Origin of the sequence: Helicobacter pylori NCTC 11637 = CCUG 17874 = ATCC 43504 = JCM 12093, assembly GCF_900478295.1 — a bacterium.
GTDB classification, from domain to species: Bacteria; Campylobacterota; Campylobacteria; order Campylobacterales; family Helicobacteraceae; genus Helicobacter; species Helicobacter pylori.
In genome coordinates, this window is the sequence record NZ_LS483488.1 from 775,708 (window position 1) to 794,705 (window position 18,998).

Consider the following 18,998-nt stretch of genomic DNA (forward strand, 5'->3'; position numbering starts at 1 on the left):
TAAAAATATTTTTCTTTAGATTTAATATAAAATGGCGCTTATTTCATGTTAGAATAACCGTTATGATTTTACATTACATACTAACTAAAAAAGGAAATTTTAATGGAATTAGGAAATAAAAATATAAAACCCGGTCGCAAGCGTGTCGCTGTAGATGAGCTGAAACGCAATTTTTCAGTTACCTTTTATCTCTCTAAAGATGAGCATGATGTTTTAAGACGATTAGCTGATGAAGAAGTAGAAAGCGTCAATTCCTTTGTCAAACGCCACATTTTAAAAACAATCATTTACAAAAAAGGCGCTAACCAAGATCTTTCTGTTAATGATTCTTCTAGTAGGCTTTAAGCCTACTTTAAGGTATCAGCTCTTAAGAGCAACACCCGCTAGAGCATTTAGTTTTAATCCCTACCGATGAGCGATCCATCAAGCAAAACCCTTTCCCCTCTAAATAGCGTTTCGCATCAAACCCGGCCACAAACAAGCCTCCAGCAAATAACGCCAAATCTTTAACCACTAACCTTCCAGCCCCAGAAAGCCATGGGAAATGCTGATTGACAAACACTTCTGGCGTTGTGAATAAAAAAGATAGAGTCGTGATCGTCATTCCAGCGACAAGCAAGCCACCAATCACGCCCATTAAAGGCATCCAAAGCCCTAAAAGCACCAAAACACCTAGGATCATAATCGTGATCCCTAAAGCTTCAGCCACTAAATAAGTGCGGTTTTCTTTATGCCATTCTTTGTTTTCAACGATTTTAGGGTCATCTTGCATTTCTTCTTGCATGGATTGGGATTCAGACATTTTGTGTTGTTTGTATGCGGGTTTTTCAAATTTATACATGAAAGAAAAGAAAGGGGAGTTAGCCACAAAAGGAGCGATCCCTTCGGCTTCATACGGCACAAACTTAAGCCCTCCAATCCAAATAAAAATGATAAAAATAGCTATATGCATCAAATAGCCGCCTAGATTCTGGAGTTTTGTAATCACTTCAAGCAATGATTTTAACGCTTGCATGGTTTTATTCCTTTAGGATATTTTTTGTATTGCTAAAAATAGCCTAGAAATGATAGCGCATTATGTTTAATTGCAACAAAATCATTACCATTACAAGAAATAATGATCAAAAACACCCATTTTCAAAAACCCTCATGCCCAAAACACTCATGCCAATATAACGCACCGCGCCTTTATAAAAAATTCCATCATTTTTTAAAGAAAGCTCTAAAGATTCGTTGCTTTTAGGGATGAGAGCGGCTTTTTTAGGCGTGTTATAAAAAATGCGCGCGGCGATAAAAACCGCCGCCATGCCTGTCCCGCAAGCTAGCGTGAAATCTTCAACCCCTCTTTCATAAGTTTGTAAAAAAATCGTCTCTTTATTTTCTATAAAAGCGATGTTAATATTAGCGTTAAATTCATGCCTTAAAGCCCTTAATTCCAGCGTGTTAAGGGAATTTAACCCCTCTTTATTTTCCACAAATCCCACTAAATGCGGCACTCCTGTATCTATGAGGTAGAAAGTAGGGATATTTTCTAAAACGCTGCCGCTTGAAAAAAATTTTTCGCATTTTAAAGCGGGTATTACATCTAGGATTTTGTAGTTACCAAGATTGCTCTCTATGATATTGGGTTCTTCTATGCAAATAGAAATCTCTCTTTTTCCGGCTAAAAAAACATGCTCTTTAGGGGCTATAGCATGCTGGTAGGCAAATAACCCCACGCAACGGCTCGCATTCCCGCACATGCCAGCTTTAGAGCCGTCTGAATTGTAAAAATCCCATTCGTAGTCATAATCCTTACTCGGTAAGACGACTACAAGCCCATCAGCCCCAAAACCCTCATGCCTATTACACACCTGTTTGGCTAAATTTGAAAAATCTTTTTTTTTGAAACTTTGAACGATTAAAAAATCATTCCCGCTCCCTGAATATTTGTAAAACACCATCTGTATAAGCCTTTTTGGTTTTAATTATAAGTTAAAAGAGGTTTTTTATCCTTAAAAGAGCGTTTTTTAGCTAACATTTGATAATTTTTGGTTCAGTTTAATGGGGATAATTTCATGAAAGCTCAGTATTTCTTTTGGATTCTTTTTTTGATTGGTTTTTATTGGATGATCTATCTGTATCAAGATTTTTTAATGGATGCACTGATTGCTGGGCTTTTGTGCGTGGGGTTTTTTCAAGTGAAAGTTTTTTTAGATAAGCACTTTTTCAATATTGTCAGTTCGTTTTTATGCGTTTTGGTTTTAGCGAGCGTCTTGATCGTGCCGTTGTATTTTATTGTTTATAAAAGTTCTAATATTATTTTTGAAATCAATTTTGAAAAATTTTCAGCCCTAATCAAATGGCTTAAAGGGGTAATCACTGAAAATTTATCGCATTTTCCTACCATTCATGATGGAGCGAGCAAGTTTTTAGAAAATTTTAGCGCCGCTTCCATCACGGGCTATTTGTTGAAAATAAGCAGCTATGTGGGAAGATACAGCTTGAAACTCATTACAGACGCCTTGTTTATCTTGGGGCTGTTGTTTTTCTTTTTTTATTACGGGGAGAGATTTTATCGTTATTTTTTAGGGGTTTTGCCTCTTGGAATCAATCAAAGCAAAAAGATTTTTGAAGAAGTGGCTGGGATTTTACGCATCGTGCTTTTAACTTCTCTCATTACGGTTATTTTAGAGGGTGTGGCGTTTGGGGTGATGATCGTATGGTTTGGGCATGACGGCTGGTCTTTAGGGATTTTATACGGCCTGGCGTCTTTGGTGCCGGCTGTTGGGGGGGCTTTGATTTGGATCCCTATAGCGATTTATGAGCTTTATCATGGGAATGTGAATGAGGCGATATTTATCGCTTTGTATTCCATTTTATTGATTAGCGTGCTGATTGATAGCGTGATCAAGCCAATTTTAATCGTCTTCATCAAAAAAAGAATCTTTAAAACCACCCTTAAAATCAATGAAATGCTGATTTTCTTTTCCATGATTGCTGGGATTTCACAATTTGGTTTTTGGGGGATCATTGTAGGGCCTACTATCACGGCGTTTTTTATTGCGTTACTGCGATTGTATGAAAATTACTTTATCCAAAACGATCAAAAAGCATGCGAATGATATAAGCCCTATGGCTCACAACGATAAAAATGATATATAAGAGTGAGAAACAACCATTCTTATGAAGAATTTTCAAACACCTCATTCAATGCGGACGCAAATTTAAATCCATATCTTAATAGATGCAAATTTTATTTTTTATAGCGAATGAGAGGGTAGGAGCAGTTTTTGCATAAGAGTTCTAACGCTTCGCCCTTTAAAAAATGGGTTTTGATAGCCATAGCTTTTTGACTCTTTAAAACATCTTTTAGGGGCGTATGGTTTAAATCGCCAAGGCTGATATGAGCTTGCGTGTCCATGCAGCACGGCACGACAACGCCATTAGATAAAATAGCGATTTGCTTAATAAGTCCGTAACAATAGGGGATTTTTGATTTTTGGTTTAAAGGATTTTGGGCGTTCAAATTCGGCCATTTAAAGGTCTTTTGGATATTCAAAAAACTTTTTTTAAACAAACGAGTGCGGCCTTGCGTTTTTAAACCCTCTAAAGAAACGCATTCAAAGCTTTCTAAAAAAGGCTTGATCAAATTCTGGTGTTTGTCAAGGGTGCTGTCTTGAATGCGTAAATTCAAAAACACTTCGCTATTTTTTTCACATTTGTAGCGGCAAAATTCTAAAATTTTTTGGATGTAGCGGTGCTGGTTGATTTTGTTGCGATGGTCTAGCCCTGCGTCTAAAGAAATAGAGATTTGATAGATCACATCTTGTAAAAGCGTCTCAAAATCGTGCCAATACGCCCCGCTGGTAACCAAATCCACTTTTAAAGAAAAGCGTCTAGCGGTGCTTAAATAGTGGTTTAAATTTTTGAGTTTGCAAGGATCGCCTAAAACATGCAAGGTGATCATTTGGGTTAAGGGGGCCGCTTCTTTACAAACTTTTTCAAATAATTCTAAAGGCATCACGCCTCTGATATTTTTAGGGTTAGGGCAAAAACTGCATTGCAACCCGCAAATATCGCTTAACTCTATATAGATTTTTTTAAAAAGTTTCTTGTTGGGTGTCAATTCTTATGAAAAAATAGTAACGCTTGTTTGAAAAGACACTAGACATTGAAGCGAAAATGCAACACATCGCCATCTTGAACGATATAATCCTTACCTTCAATGCGTAACGCTCCCTTTTCTTTCGCTCCGGCTTCGCCCTTATAAGCGATAAAATCATCATAACTGATGGTTTCAGCCCTGATAAAGCCTTTTTCAAAATCCTTATGGATCACCCCAGCAGCCACAGGCGCACTAGAGCCTTTTTTAATCGTCCATGATCGCACTTCCTTGACTCCAGCGGTAAAGTAATTGATCAAGCCTAATTCCTTAAAACTCAAACGAATGGTCTTTTCTAGCCCGCTTTCTTCCACGCCTAAACTTTGCAAAAATTCTTTGACTTCATCTTCGCTCATAGAAACCATTTCTTCTTCTAATTTAGCGCACAAGGCAACAAATTCGCTCTTTTGATCTTTGGCATAATTTTGGACTTTTTTGGCATGCTCATTGAGAGCGTTTAAATCTTCTTCGCCCACATTAGCGGCATAGATCATTTTTTTATGGGATAAAAAACGCAATTCCTTGTCTAATTCTAAAAAAGCCTCGCTTGCATTCAAGGGAAAAGTTTTCGCCGGCTTTAATTCTTCTAAATGCGTTTTTAAACTCAAAGCGCATTCTAAAAGATTTTTAGCGTCTTTTGAGCTTTTCAGGGCTTTTTGCAAGCGATCGATCCTTTTGTCTAAAGTGGCAATATCCGCTAAAATCAACTCCAATTCAATGATTTCTATATCATTTAGGGGGTCAATTTTATCGTTCACATGCGTGATATTGTCATCTTCAAAACAGCGCACCACTTGCAAGATCACTTCGCATTCCTTGATATTGGCTAAAAATTGATTGCCTAAACCCTCCCCCTTGCTCGCTCCCTTAATCAACCCAGCAATATCCACAAATTCCACCACAGAATGCAAAATGCGTTCAGGTTTTACGATTTGAGCCAACGCATCAAGCCGCCTATCAGGCACATTCACGATGGCTTTATTGGGTTCAATGGTGCAAAAGGGGTAGTTCGCGCTCTCTGCGTTTTGGGTTTTAGTGAGCGCGTTAAAGGTGCTGGATTTGCCCACATTGGGCAAACCCACAATGCCTACAGACAAGCCCATTTCAAGCCTTTTTCAAAAATTCTTCCACAAAAGCCGTGCATGCTCTCACCCCAGCCCCACTCGCTCCAAAGCTATTCACATCCCATTCTTTTTCCACATAAGCAGGGCCTGCAATGTCAATGTGTAGCCACTTATCCTTAAATTCATCTCTAATAAATTCATTTAAAAACAAGCCCGCCGTGATCGCACCGCCATAGCGTGAAGAAGAAATATTGCACACATCAGCGATTTTAGATTCAATCAATTTCTTTAAATGGCGGTTAAAGGGGAGTTTGGCTAACAATTCGCCGGATTCTAACCCTGAAGTTTCAAAGAGGCTTTTCAACTCTTCATTATGCCCCATGATCGCTGAAGTGAATTCGCCTAAGCCTACAACGCATGCCCCAGTAAGGGTCGCAAAATCCACGATCACATCAGGGCTTAAGTCTTGAGCGTAGCTCAAACAATCCGCTAAAACCAAACGCCCTTCAGCGTCGGTATTACGAACTTCTATGCTCTTGCCTTCTTTGGAGATCAAAATATCATCTGGTTTATAAGCAGCCGGACCTATCATGTTTTCTGTAGCCCCAATAATGCCATGCACTTCAGCCTCCACGCCCAGTTTGGCTAATGCGTTTAAAAGCCCAATCACCGCAGAGCCACCGCCTTTATCCGCTTTCATAGTAACCATGTAATCGGCCGGTTTCAAGCTCAAACCCCCGCAATCATAAGTCAAGCCCTTACCCACTAAAGCGATTTTTTTCTTCGCTTTTTTGGGTTTATAGACCAAATGGATCAAGCGGGGAGGATTGACGCCAAGAGAGGCTTTATTGACTGCTAAAAAGGCGTTCATTTTCTTTTCTTCTAAAAATTTTTCATCATGAACATGGATTTCTAAATGGTTTTCTTTAGCCACTTTTTGCGCCACTTCAGCCATATAAACCGGAGTAGCAATCATAGGGGGGGTATTGACCAGATCTCTAACGATATTCAAGCTTTCTGTCATGATTTCAGCGTATTTTAACGCTTCTTTAGCGCTCTTTTCTAAAGAATTCGCGCAAGTTTTTTCGCAAGGTTTGTGCAATTCTAAAGCGACAATTGCTTCTTTTAAAACGCTTTCTTTTTTGTTGGATTTAAAAGTGTCGTATTCATACAAGCCTAATTTCAAGCCCAAAAACAACGCTTTTAGGTTTTCTAAAAGCGCGTTGTCTTTAGCATGCGTTCCGCAAGTATAGACCCCCACTTTAACGCTTTTAAAAGCGAGTTTTTTAAGGGTGCGAACGGCTAAACACGCGCTCTCTCTCAATAAATGCACATCGTCTTCTTTAACGCCCGCATACAGGATTTTATTTTCTTGGTCTAAAAATACGCCTTCGCCTTCGTATTTAAAGGTTTCTAGCAATTCTTTATTTTTGACCCAAGCGTGGCTAAAATCCTTATTGATAATAAAAACTAAACCGCATTCAGCTTTTGTGTTTTCAAAAGTGGTTTTTTCTAATTTGATTTTTAACATAAAGTCTCCTTTTTTAATTTCATATCTTTCAAGAATTGTATTGCACTCTAGCGGTTTTTCTTACTATAGTATTGGAAATACCATAGAACCAACGCCAAGAAAGATACTAATAGTAATATTAGCGCATAAGGGTGTTTTTTAAGCCACCCTAACGCATGCAATAATTCTTCCCCTAAATACCACGCTAGAATAATGGTAATGCTTGCCCACACCATCGCGCTAATGAGGTTGATGATAGCGAATTTTAAAGCGCTATAACGCGTGAGGCCTATGCTAATGGGAATGATGGTGCGCATGCCATACATGTAGCGTTGGATAAAAATGATAAACCAGCCGTGTTTTTGCAACAATAAATGGGCTAGGGCTAGTTTTCGGCGTTGTTTTTCTAGCTTTTTTTGGATGTAAGCTTTATTGGTGCGCCCGATGTAAAAATAGATCTGATCCCCCACAAAACCCCCAATCCCTGCGACTAAAATGGCTAACCCTAAATGCATATGACCGGTATAGCTGGCAATCCCTGCTAAAATTAACCCAATTTCGCCCTCTAAAATGCTCCACCCGAATAAAATGAGATACCCCCAAGTCGCTGCATGCTGATTCCATAAGTCAATGATGTATTCTTCCAAAACTCACCCTTATTCTAGCACTCTAACAAACAAAAGGTTTTCACTCGTTCTTCTAAAAGTTGGATACCCGGTAATTCTTTTAACCCTATCAAAAAGCATGCTTCTATGCATTCGGCTTGTAGGGCTTTGATAAGCTCAAGGCTCGCTAAAGCTGTGCCACCAGTGGCTAATAAGTCATCAATTAACACCACTCTTACCCCCTTAACCCCCCTAAAAGCGTCGGAGTGGATTTCTATGCTGTCGCTCCCGTATTCTAGGCTGTAGCTTTGAGATAGGGTGTGCGCGGGGAGCTTGCCCTTTTTCCTCACAGGCACAAACCCCACCCCAAGCGCATAAGCGAGAGCAGAGCCTAAAATAAACCCCCTAGCTTCAATGCCCACGATAAAGTCTATATTGAGAGCGAGATAGCGTTTTTTGAGCGCGTCAATGAGTTTGTTAAAGAGTTTAGGGTAGTTGAGTAGCGTGGTAATGTCTTTGAACAAAATCCCTTTTTTAGGGTAATCTTTCACTTCTCTGATGCTTTGTAAAAGTTCTTCTTTGAGCGTTTCATTCATTTTAATATCCTTTAATATAACTGATTGGTTGTAGAATTTTGATTTATTATAGCGTTTTTAAAGGAGAGCTTCTATTTTTTGCTCCAATTCTTTAATACGATTTTTATATTTATCCGATTCGCCTTTGTATTCAGAGTTGCGCTGTTTAAGGGCTTTTAGTTCTGTTTTTAACGAACTCATTTCTTGGGTAAGAATGTCAATATTGCCTAAAGCCCTTTGGAGTTGCAACTGGTGTTTTTGGATCAAAATTTCAGCTTCTTGTAAGGTGAGCTTCATGGATGCGTTGGTGCGTTCTTGCCGTTTAGCCACGGTTTTAAAAAAGAAAGTGCGCACGCCCATATAAAGGATAAAAACAATAGCGATAGTGATGATAAACCATTGGGTAAACATTCTATTAAAATATCCTTTTTAGCGAAACGATGTAATTATACTACATTAGGTTTATGATTTCAGCGATTCATCTAGTTTTTGGATGCGCAACACATGACGGCCTTGTTCAAATTCTGTAGAGAAAAACGCTTCTAAAATGCTTTCCACCACGCCAATACCGCTAATCTTTTCGCCCAAGCACAAGACATTAGCGTTATTGTGCAAGCGAGTCATTTTGGCCATGTAAGCATCAAGGCACAAGGCGGCTCTAATACCCTTAAAACGATTAGCGCCCATGCTCATGCCTATCCCTGTAGCGCACACTAAAATACCATAGCTTTGTGCATTTTCTAAGACCTTTTGGCACACTAATTTGGCGTAATCAGGGTAATCCACTCTCATAGTGGGTAAAAAAGCTTGGATCTTAAAATCCTTGTCTTCTAAAAAATGTTGGACAAATTCTGCAAGATGCAACCCCGCATGATCGCTCCCTATAAAAACTTGAGAAAACTTTAAGGGCTTATTCATAAACTCTCCTTGATAAAAGATTAAGAAAGGAGTAAGGAAAATAAAAATCTTGTGGGCGCATGGATAAAAAACTCCGATAAAGGGGGGATAAACAAAAAGATAAACACTACCAACAAGCCGTAGCGTTCCATTTTAGAAAACCATTCCAATAAAAACGAACTTTTAAAATGCAACGCTAAAAATCCTAACGCTTTGGAGCCGTCTAAGGGCGGGATAGGGAGGCTGTTGAAAACGCCTAAGACAAGATTATAAAGAATGCCTTGAATGAGAAAGGTTACTAAAGCGAGCTGATAAAGATTCAATTCATTGATATTTAAAGCGTTGATCCCTAGTTTTTGGAAGCTCCAATGCGTGATGAAAGCGAGCAGAACGGCTAGAGTGAAATTATAAGCCACCCCGGCTAAACTCACCACTACGCATGCCAAAGAGCCTTTTTGAGAGACAATGTAACGCATATCCACCGGCACGGGTTTGGCCCACCCAAACAAAAAGGGGGCTTGAAAAATGAGTAATAAAGCCGGTAAAAGCACCGAACCCATCATGTCTAAATGCCTGATAGGGTTTAAACTCAAACGCTTGGCGTCTTTAGCGCTCCTATCCCCAAATAAAAACGCGCTCAAGCCATGCATGATCTCATGCCCTATGATAGCGATTAAAAGGGCTAGGATTTTCATTAAGGTGGTAATAAAACTTTCTAAAGAGAAATCAAAAAATTGCACAAAAAACCTTAACGCATTGCTTTTTCTTTTTTAATGATTTTTTCTAAGCCTCCAACGCTTTTAAACATGCGTTCCCAACGCACCAAATAGCGTTTTTTGGGGTTGTTTTCTGCATCCATTTCCAGGCTATTTTTTAAACTCAAACTAAAATAAACAAACCATGGCGAACCCACGATATTTTTATAAGCCACACTCCCCCAAAAGCGCGAGTCGCTAGAATTATCCCTGTTATCGCCGATCATGAAAAATTCATCGTCATTGATTTTTTTATAAAACACCTTTTCGCCCTCCATTTGAATGAGTTGCATGCTGATATTAGCTTCTGCACCTTGAGTGGCTAACTGCTCCATTAAATGGAAAGTTTCATTATCTTTTTGGTAATGGATACCCGGATGCTCATTTTTATAAGGGTTTAAAACAAAAATTTTACCCATAAATTCTTTTGTCATGGCGTTAGGGTAATGTTTAGCGATGTAATTTTTGTCCGTGTCGCTCTCAAAAGGGTGCAAATAAAACCCCTCATTAGTGAATAACACCTCATCGCCTCCAATGGCAAAATTCCTCTTAACATAGTAAGATTTTTTTTCATGGGGAGGAATAAACACCACCACTTCGCCGCGCTTAGGGCGATCCCCCTCTATCAAATGCCCGTTATTTTTAAAATCAGGCATGACAGGAAGCTCAATCCATGGGATTTTAGGAATGGGGATGCCGTAAGAAAACTTTTTGACAAAGAGCATGTCGCCCTCATAGAGCGTGCCTACCATAGAGCGAGAGGGAATGATGAAGGCTTGCGCGACAAAAAAGATAACCAACAGCACAATAATGATCGTCCCTACCCAACTGGAGCAAAACGCATAAACAGAGCGTAAAAATTTCATTAAAATCCCTTCCTTTGTTGTTTTTCAAAAGCGATTAAAGTGTTTTCTAAAAGCGAGACGATCGTCATAGGCCCTACGCCTTTAGGCACAGGGGTGATAAAACCGGCAACTTTTTGCGCATTTGTAAAATCCACATCGCCCACGATACGCCCATCGTTCAAATGATTGATCCCAATATCCACCACTACAGCCCCTTTTTTTAACATGCTCGCTTTAATCAAATCAGGCTTACCCACGCCCACGCAGACAATATCAGCGTTTTGGGTGTAAAAACTAATGTCTTTAGTCAAAATATGGCACACGCTCACGCTAGCCCCAGCGTTTAGCATGAGCATGCTTAAAGGTTTTCCAATGATATTGCTCGCCCCAATAATCGCCACATCCTTGCCCTTGATTCCAATATGATAATGCTCTAAAAGACGCATCACGCCCATAGGGGTGGCTGGCAGAAACGATTCTTTTTGAGTGCAGAGCTTGCCGATATTAAGGGGGTGGAAACCATCCACATCTTTGTTTGGATCAATGGCTTCTAAAACCATTTTAGTATCAATGTGTCTGGGCAAAGGGAGCTGGACTAAAACGCCTGAAATGTTTTGATCGGTATTGTAATCTTTAATCAAGGACAGCAATTCAGCTTCAGTAATATCCTCTTGGAGGGTTTTTAAGTCAAAATCCATGCCCACCCTTTGGCATGCTTTGATCTTCATATTGACATAAGTGATACTAGCGGGATCTTTCCCCACTAAAATCACGGCTAGTTTGGGGCGTTTATGCGTTTGCGTACTTATTATTTGGATTTTATTTTTCAAATCTTTTTCTATATTACAAGCTAGCGCTTGCCCGTCTAATAAAACAACGCCCCTATTTGGCATGCTTATTTGTCCTTTATCCATTAAAATCCTATTATTGTAGCAAAAATCATGCGTTTAATGGAATAAAAACCCAGTTTGTCAATCTTTAAGATTAGCCCCATGATAGAGCAAGTAAAAACTAAGGGCTTTTAAGGATTCTAATTGCTGGTAAAACTTAGAAGCTTCTGTTTTGTCGTTTTGTTTATCCTCTGGCTCTTTAGGGTTTTCATTCAAATACCTTAACCCTGAACTCGGGTTATAAAAATAATCTTTAGTAGCGATCGCTTCATAGCCTAGCGCGTAATTGGGGTGGCTTGGGGGGTTTGTTGTGTTGTTAGAAAGTAAAGGCTTTCCAAAACTCACGAATTGAAAGCCTTTAGGGGCGACTAATTCAATAATCGTAGGGACGATGTCTAAATGCGATCCGACTTGACTGATTTTTTTAGGCTTTAAGGTGGGGGCATATAAAATAAGCGGCACGGATTTAATGATATACAAATCGTTTTTAGCGTATTCATAGCTCCTGTCAAAGTGATCCCCTGTGATGATAAAAAGCGAGTTAGGGAATTTTTGGCTGGCTTTTTTGATGAAATTGACTATTACTTTGTCATACCAGTAAATATGCCCTAAAGAATTAGCGTCCGGTAGATTTTCTGATTTGGGGGTTTTTTCCACAAATTGTTGGATTTTTTCTAAAGGCACGCCAAAGGCTTTGAGATTCACGTTTTTGATCGCATGGTTGCTTAAAGTCATCACCATGCTGAAAGTTTTTTCATGGGGGTTGGTGTTTTCTAAAATATAGTCAAATAGAATATTATCATGCACTCCCCAGTTGCTCTCTATGGGCTTGGGGTAGGGCTTGTTTTTGGCAAATTCTAAGAGATGGTTATTGAAATAAAGGGCGTGAAAACCTTGTTTTTTGGTGAAACTGGTTAATTTGTTCCAAATCCCGCTACCCCCATAATAAAAGTTGTTTTTATAACCCAGAGTTTTTGTGATATTGCCAATCGCCATAGGAAAGCTAGGGAGGATCACCCCTGAATTGACTAAGTTATTATCATTGATATAAGGCAAGCCTGTGATCTGGACATCTAGGCTTTTAACGGTCCGTGGGGCGCTTTCAATAAAAGCAGAAAGCATGTGGGCATGCTCTTTTTTGACCAAATCTTGTAAAGCGCTCGTTAGCCCTATGGCGTCAAATTTTGGATCAAAATGCCATGAACTCAGGGACTCTGAAACGATATAGAAAACATGTTGAATGGTTTGAAGAGAATCGTTGTGGCTTGTTTGAGAAAGCAACTCATAGAGGTTGTTTGAAGGGTTTTCTTTAAGATGGAAATAATTTTTCGCCACTTCTAAAGGCGTTTCTTTAGCAAAATCGCTGAATTTAAGGTTATGGCTTTGTCTGTAATTGCGTGCTAAAAGATAAAGGTTGCGAAACGCACCGGGGGTGATTTTCATTAAAAAAGGATCTTTGGCTGGCTCTATGCTGAGATCTAAAGACGCGCCCACAAAACTCAATTGCGCGTTAATGTAAAACATTTGCGTGAGGGAAAAAAGCGCAAATAAAATAAAAGTTTTAAGGGGTTTGGTGTGGGCGGCTTGATACACATTTTTGGGCTTAAAAAGGGCGTTTTGGAGTTTGAAATAGGTAAAAGAGATTAAAACGCTAAGGATTAAAAAGAGTGAAAAACTAGAAAAAATAGGGTATTCCCCGCTCATTTTTAAAATCGTGAGCGTGTCTTCATGCAAAAATTCCAATAAATTTTCATCAAACACATTCCCATAAATGCCATAATAAACAATGTTTGAAATGTTTAAAAACAGGATAATAGCGATAGAAAAATACGCCACAACATTAAGCATTTTGGTTTGGTGTTTAGGGGCAAATAACCCCAATAACCCGATGATGATAAAAAGAATCGCTAGGCTTGAGACCACACGATTATCGTATCTGGATCCATTGAATAGGGTTTTGATGATTTCATCAAAAATAGGGTTTTTTAAAGCATGCTTATAATAGCCTGTATAAAGGATAAAGCCGATACGATTAAACACAAACAACAAGCTCATAAAAAAGGTGAAATAAAAACCTTTTAAAAAGAGCGAAAAAAGGGCATGGGATAGGGATTTCATAAGCGTTAATACAACCTTTTTTTAACAAGATATAAAGTCTTAAAAAAGACAAAAAGAAGCAAGGGGAAATCCAATAAAGAATCTAAGATTTGAAAATTAGAACGCATTAAAAGCGAACTGGATAACGCTACTAAAGCAATCACGCCCAATAAGGGGCTGCTCAAAAACAAACTGCTACAAAAAAGCGCGCTAACAATAAGAGAAGCCATGAAATGATGATAGATTGAAAAAGGCAAAAACCCTAAAATATCTGTCAAAAGCAACAGATTGAAAAACAGCATGACGCTATAAGATTGCAAGGTTTCTAAAGGGGGCTTTTGGAGGAGACGGCAAGAAAAGAGCGCATAAGCAAGGATCAAAAGACAGCTAAAGGGGCTTAAGGGGGCTGTAAAACTGCTTAAAAATTCATTGAGCGATAGAGAGTCTTTCAAAGCGATATTGCTTAAAATCACGCTTATTAAAGAGAGCGAAAACCTTAAACCCAATGGCTTCTTTTTGAAAAAAAAGAAAATTAAAAAAAGCCATACAAAACTCAGCGTGTAAGAAGAATGTATAAACATGACTAATCACTTGAGAAGGGATTTTAAATAAGCCATATTAAAACGGATGTGTTTGATATGAGATCGGTTGTAGGTATAGACAATATCTATAAAATGAGGATTAAGACTATAGCTTGGGTAACTCACTTCATTGGCTTTATCTAAAATTTTTAAGGTTTTAAAAGAGTTTGAGTTTTCTAATTTAGAAAGCAAGAGTTCTTTACGACGCAGTGATAAATCGCTAGGGTTGTGGATCAAATACAATTCTTTGTTTAAGTTGATCAAATTCAAAGCGTCATTCAAGTTTTTCAAATTCGTAAGCATGGGTTTTTGCCAAATAGTAGGGGTTTTACAGGTTTCTAGTATGAGGCTATCTTTAAAAGAATGGTTTCTAAACGCCATGATGGCGCAATCTTTAAAGGGGGTTAAGCTTGGCTGGAGCTGGTGGTTTAGGGCATTAGGCCTTAAAAGCTCTCTTGGGTTATTTTGTTTGTCAAATTTCAACAACAAGGGGTATTGGGTGGCTAATTCGTGATAAAGCGGTAGCATAAACCCGCCATCAGTGGTGTTTAAAGGCTTATTTTTTATCAAATGGCTTAAGTTTAAAAAAGGGCTTAAAGAGAGTTTTCGCGCAAACTTAAAACGAATCGGCTCTAAAGCGCTTTCAAGTTGATAGATTTTAGAAGTGGCCCACCCGCCCATGCTCACCCCTACGACAAACAACAAAATTTTATCGTCATGCAAAAAAAGCAAGGGGTTACCTAGTTTTTTTGATATATTCATGCGAATAATGAGAAAGCTCTTCTTTGGTTAAAAGAATGAAGGCTTCGCTCCAGCGATTAATCTTGCTGTCAAAAAGATTCGCGCTGATTTTCACATCCCTTGCCCCTTCTTTAGTGCCGCTAAAATAAGCGCTCAAGAGGTTATCGTTAGGCAAATTGATTAAAGCGCTCGCATGCACGCTTAAAGCGTCATCTGGTTTAGGGATAGTGAATTGTGTGAAATAGGGGGGGCTTTTGGTTGAAAGGGCTTGATTATGCATGAAAGCATAGGGGGGGGTTTGATGCGTCATTATAATTAAAAATAAAACGATAAAAAGCCCCACAAAAAAGGCGGCATGTTTTAGGCGATTTCTTGAAGGTTCCAAGATAGCGTTTCGCCCCCTCTTAAGATAGCGATTTTTTCATTCAAACAAAGCGTGTGTGTAGGGATCATAAAGGGTTTTTTAGACAAATGCGCTTTTTTACTGGGCAAATTGTCTAGCCCATAGATTGTTTTAGCGTTATCGCTGATAAAGGCTTGCAAGTTTTCTAAAGCGTTGTGTTTTTCAAAAAGTTCGCACAATGCAGGCAACAAAATAGGGGCAGAAAAGATGCCTGCCGGGATGTTAGCGCTATGCTTTTTAGAAATGAAATGCGGGGCGCTATCAGATCCAAAAGAGATTTTAGGGTGGGCTTTTAAAGCAAGGGATAAAAGCCTTTCTTGGTCTTTTTTGGTTTTGATTAAGGGTTTGCAAAAACAATGCGGGTCCAAACTCCCCCCTAATAAATCATCTAAAGTCATGCTGATATGGTGTAAGGTCAAAGTCGCATAGAGGTTGTCATGCTTTTCAATCAAAGCGATACTGCGCCAATCGCTCAAATGCTCTATAATGATTTTGAGTTTAGGGAATGAAAGGGCGAAAGTTTCTAAAACGCTATGGCATAAAAATTCTTTATCCAAACAAAACCCGGCTTGTTCTGCATGGATGCATAAAATAAAGCCTAATTTTTGGGCGTTTTCTAAAATTTCTAAGGTTTTTTCACCCAACAAATCCGAAGTGCCGTTTTGCGCGTTTGTGGTCATGCCTTTGGGGTAGAGCTTTAAAAACCTGATGCCTTTTTCTTGAGCGCGTTGCAATTCTTCTAAAGTCAAGCCATCATTGAAATACAAACTCATTAGAGGCTTGAAGTTTGAAGAATGGTTTAAAATTTCTTCTTCGTATTCAAGGGTGGTTGGAGTGTCAATCAAGGGCTTACTGAGATTAGGCATGATCACTGCGGCACTAAAAGGCTCGCTAGAATATCTTAACACCGCTTTTAAAAGCGCGTTTTCTCGCACATGCAAGTGGGCGTCTATGGGGTCAAAAAGCGTGATTTCCATTTTCTAATTGCCTCCTAAGTAATAGCGCACTCTGATGCGAATGAGGGTTTTAGTTTTGGGGCGTGGGTAATCCTTATAAGCGATTTGAATGGTCTTTAAGGTGTTGTCATCAAGCATTTTATATTCAGAGCCAATGATGATTTTAAGATCGGTAATATCGCCGTTAGGGTGCAAGTAAAACTCTACCGCATTCGTCCCGTCCTGCCCTAAATAAGCCGCTACTTGAGGGTATTCTAAATATTTTTGCGTGATGCGCCCAATATCCCTTAAATTATTCCTGATGAAATCTTTTTCGGCTGTGCCTAAATCCCCAAATTCTTCGCCATACAATTCATCAATATCCCTTCTGGTTTGGTTATCTAAGCCTTTATTATTTTCTTTTCTGGGTGGCGCAACTTCTTTAGGCAAGAAAGAAAGCTGGTTAGGGTCAAATTCTTTTTTGACAGGTTTTTTCTCTTCTATTTTTTTCTGCTCTACTTTTTGTTCTACTTTCTGCTCTACGATTTTTTTCTCTTCTTTTTTCTCCTCTACTATTTTTTTCTCTTCCACTTTTTCTACTTTTTTAAGAGCCTTATGTTTGTGGTTGGGCTTTTTGGGTTCAGGTTTTGGTTTAGGCTCAGGCTTAGGCTTTTCTATAGGCTTTGGTGGGGTTGGCGGGGTTGGGGGTGTGGGAGGCGTTGGGGGTTTTTGGGGTCCAGCCAGCGTGGGTTTAGGAGCGCCCTGGGTGTTTTTACTGGGATCTTGCGAATGGCCTCTTTTTAAAACCAATAAATTTTCAGGATTTAATTTAACAAGCTTGGGTTTTGAAGGAAAAAAATCTTCTCTGTGTTCAAATAAAAAATAAATCAACCAGTGCAACAATACAGACAGAATGAGAGAAAAGAAAAAATTCCTGTTAGAATGATCTACAGGGTCAAAATTTTTCCCTAACTTAGCAGGTTGTAGTTTAGAATTTTCCGGCATATAAATTTCCTAATTTTGAATTCTTTATATTATTTTCAGCTTCTTTAATCAGTTCTTCTTTAGATGTTTTTGGGCTTATTTTGTCTAAAAGCAGGCCGTATTTATCGCTTAGTAAGACCAAGTAACGCTCCTTATTGGTTTCTATTGAAATGATTTTATGGTTCGCACCAACACGACCCAAAACACTAATTTCTAACTTAAAATCTTTTGTAGAAAAAGACCCTTGTGTGGGAACAATTTTTTTTTTGATTATATACAATATTAAGAGTAAGGCAGCAATAACCGCTAGCGCCTTATAAGCATGGCTTAAATCTAGTGGGGGTTTTAATTCTAGAGGGCTTTTGGCTCGCTCTTTTTTATCTTGGCTTTCGAGATTGGCATGCTGAGATTGTTCTTCATGGCTTGGGGCTAAATGAAAACCTTTAGGTAAAAAAAGAAAGCGGATGCGTTTTTTATCCTTGCTGTTTGAAGCTTGGATTTCTAATTCTGTTGTGGCTTTTTTAGACAAGAGGTAGATGTCATTTTGGTAAGAAAACATTTCTAAAGCATTCAAAGAGGCTTCTTTAAAATCCATGGTTTTTTTAGAATCCAGTTTAGCGTTTTTTAAAACGATCACCTTTTGCCCTTCAACTTCCATGATTTTAGGCGTTTTGTTAAAGGGCGCTTCAAAAGTGAGCGTGGTTTGCACGGCTTTTATGGGTGGTGTTGTTTGAGCGTTTAAATCAGGTTGGACTTCTTTTAATGCATTTTGCCAATGCGCTAGTTTAATGGGAGCGTCATCATTTAAAGGTATTTTTTCTTCAGCCAGTAACATAAAAGCAGCACTCAATAACAAGAATAACAATCTCATGAATTTTTAGCGAGATAATACACAATGGCGTTAGAATCTAGGATTTCATTCAAACGAATGGCTAAATTCCTTTCAAAAACCATCACCTCACCCTTACCAATCACCCGCCCGTTCACGAAAGTATCCACGCTCTCTCCGGCGGGTTTTTGCAAATCAATCACAGAGCCTTTTTCAAAACGCAAAATTTGCAACAAAGGGATTTGCGTAGAGCCAAGTTCCGCGCTAAAAACAATCTCCATGTCTAAAAGGTTTTTATAATCGCAAATGAGTTCTTCTAAATAAGTGGAAAGCTCTAGTTCTCTTTCTTTATTCGCTTTCTCTTTTTCTTTTTCGGCTATTTTTAACTTATTGGCTTCTGTTTCTGACATAAAACCCTACTCTTTCAAGAATGATTTGACTTTGATTATAAAATCTTAATTTTACTATAAATTTTATAACAAATAAAGCCACTACGCTTTAAAGCTAGCTTTAGAAACGCAAAATTCCTTTAAAAAACACGCGCCGCATAAGGGGTTTTTAGCCTTGCAGGTGTAGCGGCCAAACAAGATTAAAGCATGGTGGAGTTTGGATAGGTTGTCTTTAAAAAGATCGCTGAGTTCTTCTTCGGTCTTAATGGGCGTGTTAGCGTTGCTTAAGCCTAAGCGGTGCGTCGTGCGGAACACATGGGTATCTACGGCTATATAGTTTGCATCAAAACACACTGAAAGCACCACATTAGCGGTTTTTTGCCCCACGCCCTCTAGGCTCATCAATTCTTTTTGCGTAGAGGGGATAACGCCCTTAAAATCCCTAACCACTTTTTGAGCCATACTGATTAAATGCTTGCTTTTATTGTTGAAATAAGAAACGGATTGGATGATCTCTTTAACTTCTTCTAAAGAAGCGAGGGCTAAATCATTCACGCTTGGGTATTTTTCAAATAACTTGGGCGTTATTTGATTCACTCTAGCGTCCGTGCATTGAGCGCTTAAAATGGTAGCCACCAATAATTCATAAGGGTTTTTATGGTGCAATTCGGTGGTTTGGTTGGGGTAATGTTTTAAAAGCAGTTCTTTGATTTGTTGGGCTTTTTGGTGAGTTTTAGCGCGTTTTAAACCCATT

The 18,998-nt window shown here is 38.8% G+C and carries 21 protein-coding genes and 1 pseudogene; 2 read left to right on the top strand and 20 right to left on the bottom strand.

Annotated features, from left to right (window positions below):
- Positions 1 to 102 precede the first annotated feature (102 nt).
- Positions 103 to 345 carry a ribbon-helix-helix domain-containing protein gene (locus tag DQL14_RS04010; RefSeq protein WP_000418858.1) on the top strand — a complete coding sequence of 81 codons (243 nt, stop codon included), beginning with the start codon at positions 103 to 105 and terminating at the stop codon, positions 343 to 345.
- A 22-nt stretch (positions 346 to 367) separates the two neighbouring features.
- On the opposite strand, the gene DQL14_RS04015 is transcribed toward DQL14_RS04010, so the two are convergent.
- Both DQL14_RS04015 and dapF read right to left on the bottom strand, forming a co-directional pair.
- The gene (locus DQL14_RS04015; protein ID WP_108169902.1) at positions 368 to 1,015 is read right to left on the bottom strand and encodes a YkgB family protein; all 648 of its coding nucleotides are present in this window, start codon (positions 1,013 to 1,015) and stop codon (positions 368 to 370) included.
- Between the two features lie 106 nt (positions 1,016 to 1,121).
- Positions 1,122 to 1,943 (bottom strand): diaminopimelate epimerase, encoded by an 822-nt coding sequence (dapF, locus tag DQL14_RS04020; protein ID WP_108169903.1) that lies wholly within the window; start codon positions 1,941 to 1,943, stop codon positions 1,122 to 1,124.
- Between the two features lie 114 nt (positions 1,944 to 2,057).
- Between dapF and DQL14_RS04025 the strand changes: the two genes are divergently transcribed.
- Positions 2,058 to 3,104 carry an AI-2E family transporter gene (locus tag DQL14_RS04025; RefSeq protein ID WP_108169904.1) on the top strand — a complete coding sequence of 349 codons (1,047 nt, stop codon included), beginning with the start codon at positions 2,058 to 2,060 and terminating at the stop codon, positions 3,102 to 3,104.
- 131 nt (positions 3,105 to 3,235) lie between these two features.
- On the opposite strand, the gene DQL14_RS04030 is transcribed toward DQL14_RS04025, so the two are convergent.
- The 18 genes and pseudogenes from DQL14_RS04030 to nth all read right to left on the bottom strand — a co-directional run bounded on the left by DQL14_RS04030 (position 3,236) and on the right by nth (position 18,997).
- The gene (locus DQL14_RS04030) at positions 3,236 to 4,108 is read right to left on the bottom strand and encodes a radical SAM/SPASM domain-containing protein (RefSeq protein ID WP_162296857.1); all 873 of its coding nucleotides are present in this window, start codon (positions 4,106 to 4,108) and stop codon (positions 3,236 to 3,238) included.
- A 38-nt stretch (positions 4,109 to 4,146) separates the two neighbouring features.
- A complete protein-coding gene (ychF, locus tag DQL14_RS04035) occupies positions 4,147 to 5,247 on the bottom strand; it encodes a redox-regulated ATPase YchF (RefSeq protein ID WP_033762354.1) in 1,101 nt (366 codons plus the stop codon).
- 1 nt (position 5,248) lies between these two features.
- Positions 5,249 to 6,739 carry a leucyl aminopeptidase gene (locus tag DQL14_RS04040; RefSeq protein ID WP_108169905.1) on the bottom strand — a complete coding sequence of 497 codons (1,491 nt, stop codon included), beginning with the start codon at positions 6,737 to 6,739 and terminating at the stop codon, positions 5,249 to 5,251.
- 47 nt (positions 6,740 to 6,786) lie between these two features.
- Positions 6,787 to 7,365: a DedA family protein gene (locus DQL14_RS04045; RefSeq protein ID WP_000393406.1), complete on the bottom strand. Its 579-nt coding sequence runs from the start codon at positions 7,363 to 7,365 to the stop codon at positions 6,787 to 6,789.
- A gap of 14 nt (positions 7,366 to 7,379) precedes the next feature.
- Positions 7,380 to 7,919 carry an adenine phosphoribosyltransferase gene (gene apt / locus DQL14_RS04050; protein ID WP_001006117.1) on the bottom strand — a complete coding sequence of 180 codons (540 nt, stop codon included), beginning with the start codon at positions 7,917 to 7,919 and terminating at the stop codon, positions 7,380 to 7,382.
- 57 nt (positions 7,920 to 7,976) lie between these two features.
- Positions 7,977 to 8,309 (bottom strand): hypothetical protein, encoded by a 333-nt coding sequence (locus DQL14_RS04055; protein WP_000495089.1) that lies wholly within the window; start codon positions 8,307 to 8,309, stop codon positions 7,977 to 7,979.
- Between the two features lie 51 nt (positions 8,310 to 8,360).
- Positions 8,361 to 8,816, bottom strand: coding sequence for a ribose 5-phosphate isomerase B (rpiB, locus tag DQL14_RS04060; protein ID WP_001039764.1), 456 nt, complete (start codon positions 8,814 to 8,816; stop codon positions 8,361 to 8,363).
- Positions 8,817 to 8,836: 20 nt separating this feature from the next.
- Positions 8,837 to 9,535, bottom strand: coding sequence for a site-2 protease family protein (locus DQL14_RS04065; RefSeq protein WP_108169906.1), 699 nt, complete (start codon positions 9,533 to 9,535; stop codon positions 8,837 to 8,839).
- 8 nt (positions 9,536 to 9,543) lie between these two features.
- Positions 9,544 to 10,416, bottom strand: coding sequence for a signal peptidase I (gene lepB / locus DQL14_RS04070; protein WP_108169907.1), 873 nt, complete (start codon positions 10,414 to 10,416; stop codon positions 9,544 to 9,546).
- Positions 10,416 to 11,288: a bifunctional methylenetetrahydrofolate dehydrogenase/methenyltetrahydrofolate cyclohydrolase FolD gene (gene folD / locus DQL14_RS04075; RefSeq protein ID WP_165695284.1), complete on the bottom strand. Its 873-nt coding sequence runs from the start codon at positions 11,286 to 11,288 to the stop codon at positions 10,416 to 10,418. The genes lepB and folD overlap by 1 nt, the downstream gene beginning before the upstream one ends.
- Positions 11,289 to 11,366: 78 nt before the next feature.
- Positions 11,367 to 13,403 carry an LTA synthase family protein gene (locus DQL14_RS04080; protein WP_108169908.1) on the bottom strand — a complete coding sequence of 679 codons (2,037 nt, stop codon included), beginning with the start codon at positions 13,401 to 13,403 and terminating at the stop codon, positions 11,367 to 11,369.
- Between the two features lie 5 nt (positions 13,404 to 13,408).
- Entirely contained in the window at positions 13,409 to 13,963 is a 555-nt protein-coding gene (locus DQL14_RS04085; protein ID WP_108169909.1) for a 3-deoxy-d-manno-octulosonic acid hydrolase subunit 1, read from the bottom strand.
- A 6-nt stretch (positions 13,964 to 13,969) separates the two neighbouring features.
- A pseudogene (locus DQL14_RS04090) lies at positions 13,970 to 15,089 on the bottom strand (3-deoxy-d-manno-octulosonic acid hydrolase subunit 2).
- Positions 15,065 to 16,084: a dihydroorotase gene (gene pyrC, locus DQL14_RS04095; RefSeq protein WP_108169911.1), complete on the bottom strand. Its 1,020-nt coding sequence runs from the start codon at positions 16,082 to 16,084 to the stop codon at positions 15,065 to 15,067. The pseudogene DQL14_RS04090 and the gene pyrC overlap by 25 nt, the downstream one beginning before the upstream one ends.
- Positions 16,085 to 16,087: 3 nt before the next feature.
- Positions 16,088 to 17,047, bottom strand: a complete 960-nt coding sequence (locus tag DQL14_RS04100; protein ID WP_108169912.1) for an energy transducer TonB — start codon at positions 17,045 to 17,047, stop codon at positions 16,088 to 16,090.
- Complete coding sequence (locus DQL14_RS04105) at positions 17,031 to 17,897, bottom strand: hypothetical protein (protein WP_108169913.1); 867 nt, start codon at positions 17,895 to 17,897, stop codon at positions 17,031 to 17,033. The genes DQL14_RS04100 and DQL14_RS04105 overlap by 17 nt, the downstream gene beginning before the upstream one ends.
- Entirely contained in the window at positions 17,894 to 18,265 is a 372-nt protein-coding gene (gene fliN / locus DQL14_RS04110; protein WP_000004825.1) for a flagellar motor switch protein FliN, read from the bottom strand. Before fliN ends, DQL14_RS04105 begins: the two co-directional genes overlap by 4 nt.
- A gap of 81 nt (positions 18,266 to 18,346) precedes the next feature.
- Positions 18,347 to 18,997 (bottom strand): endonuclease III, encoded by a 651-nt coding sequence (gene nth / locus DQL14_RS04115; protein WP_162296858.1) that lies wholly within the window; start codon positions 18,995 to 18,997, stop codon positions 18,347 to 18,349.
- Position 18,998: the final 1 nt, after the last annotated feature.

Coding starts and splice junctions, on each gene's coding strand:
- DQL14_RS04010 (WP_000418858.1), top strand. CDS start 103: ATGGAATTAGGAAATAAAAATATAAAACCCGGTCGCAAGCGTGTCGCT.
- DQL14_RS04015 (WP_108169902.1), bottom strand. CDS start 1,015: ATGCAAGCGTTAAAATCATTGCTTGAAGTGATTACAAAACTCCAGAAT.
- dapF (WP_108169903.1), bottom strand. CDS start 1,943: ATGGTGTTTTACAAATATTCAGGGAGCGGGAATGATTTTTTAATCGTT.
- DQL14_RS04025 (WP_108169904.1), top strand. CDS start 2,058: ATGAAAGCTCAGTATTTCTTTTGGATTCTTTTTTTGATTGGTTTTTAT.
- ychF (WP_033762354.1), bottom strand. CDS start 5,247: ATGGGCTTGTCTGTAGGCATTGTGGGTTTGCCCAATGTGGGCAAATCC.
- DQL14_RS04040 (WP_108169905.1), bottom strand. CDS start 6,739: ATGTTAAAAATCAAATTAGAAAAAACCACTTTTGAAAACACAAAAGCT.
- apt (WP_001006117.1), bottom strand. CDS start 7,919: ATGAATGAAACGCTCAAAGAAGAACTTTTACAAAGCATCAGAGAAGTG.
- DQL14_RS04055 (WP_000495089.1), bottom strand. CDS start 8,309: ATGTTTACCCAATGGTTTATCATCACTATCGCTATTGTTTTTATCCTT.
- rpiB (WP_001039764.1), bottom strand. CDS start 8,816: ATGAATAAGCCCTTAAAGTTTTCTCAAGTTTTTATAGGGAGCGATCAT.
- lepB (WP_108169907.1), bottom strand. CDS start 10,416: ATGAAATTTTTACGCTCTGTTTATGCGTTTTGCTCCAGTTGGGTAGGG.
- folD (WP_165695284.1), bottom strand. CDS start 11,288: ATGCCAAATAGGGGCGTTGTTTTATTAGACGGGCAAGCGCTAGCTTGT.
- DQL14_RS04080 (WP_108169908.1), bottom strand. CDS start 13,403: ATGAAATCCCTATCCCATGCCCTTTTTTCGCTCTTTTTAAAAGGTTTT.
- DQL14_RS04085 (WP_108169909.1), bottom strand. CDS start 13,963: ATGTTTATACATTCTTCTTACACGCTGAGTTTTGTATGGCTTTTTTTA.
- pyrC (WP_108169911.1), bottom strand. CDS start 16,084: ATGGAAATCACGCTTTTTGACCCCATAGACGCCCACTTGCATGTGCGA.
- DQL14_RS04100 (WP_108169912.1), bottom strand. CDS start 17,047: ATGCCGGAAAATTCTAAACTACAACCTGCTAAGTTAGGGAAAAATTTT.
- DQL14_RS04105 (WP_108169913.1), bottom strand. CDS start 17,897: ATGAGATTGTTATTCTTGTTATTGAGTGCTGCTTTTATGTTACTGGCT.
- fliN (WP_000004825.1), bottom strand. CDS start 18,265: ATGTCAGAAACAGAAGCCAATAAGTTAAAAATAGCCGAAAAAGAAAAA.
- nth (WP_162296858.1), bottom strand. CDS start 18,997: ATGGGTTTAAAACGCGCTAAAACTCACCAAAAAGCCCAACAAATCAAA.